The organism is Vibrio sp. 1978 (genome assembly GCF_033344345.1).
Genome location: NZ_JAWPOP010000207.1, coordinates 1 through 944 on the forward strand (window position 1 = coordinate 1; position 944 = coordinate 944).

Sequence of the window (944 nt, forward strand, 5' to 3'; positions counted from 1 at the left end):
CAGCAGGGGTATCGCGTCACCATTTTTGATCCGAATGGAGTGGGCAACGGTTGCTCGAAAGGAAATGCCGGCCACATCGCAACCGAGCAAGTTTTTCCTCTTGCCACGCCGGCCTTGATCCCTCAATTACCTAAGATGTTATTGAGTTCGACAAGTCCAGTTTCTATTCGTTGGCAAGACTTGCCCAATACCGTCGGTTGGATGATACGTTTTTTATTGAAAGCGAAACCTTCAGCGGCAAAAGCTTCCACGCAGGCGATAACAAGCCTTAACACGCGAGCCGTTCAGAGTTGGAATCTGCTATTAGATTCGATCGGAAAAAGTGGGCTGATTAAGATGGATGGTTCACTGCTGACGTTTGAAAGCGAAAGCTTGTTTGAAGGTTATCAAAGTACGCTTGATGCGTTAGCGGAACAAGGTGTTCGGTACGAGCTTTGGACGCAAAACGAAATCCAACGTCGGCTTCCTGAACTCAGCAAAAAGGTTCGGTTTGGCGTCTTTTTTCCAGAAACAGGACATACAATAAACCCTTATGCACTCTGCGTTGAGCTAAGTAATGCATTTGAAAAACTCGGAGGTTCACTTGTCCATGAAGAAGTAGACGCAGTAAGTAAAAACGGCGATGTCTTGGTGAATGCTCGGCGAATGTCTTTTGACAAAATTGTGGTCGCAGCGGGTGTTCATTCTAAAGCTTTGGTTCGCCAGTTAACCGGTGTGAATGTCCCGATACAAGCTGAGCGAGGCTACCATCTCATGATGAATGACAAGCGTGAGTCATTGCCGTTTCCTATCAGTTCTGCCGACAGAAAGTTCATTATGACGCCCATGTCTGAAGGCTTACGTTTGGCGGGAACGGTCGAGTATGCCGATGTGAAATCGCCACCAAACATGAAGCGCGCAGAGATGTTGTATCAGCAGGGGAACGCGATGTTTGAGTCCGGTTT

General features: G+C 47.6%; 1 protein-coding gene. It reads left to right on the forward strand.

Features of this window, described 5'->3' with window-relative positions; genetic code table 11:
* The coding region (locus R8N49_RS25550) for an FAD-dependent oxidoreductase (RefSeq protein ID WP_318190264.1) at positions 1-944 on the forward strand (944 nt) is incomplete at both ends.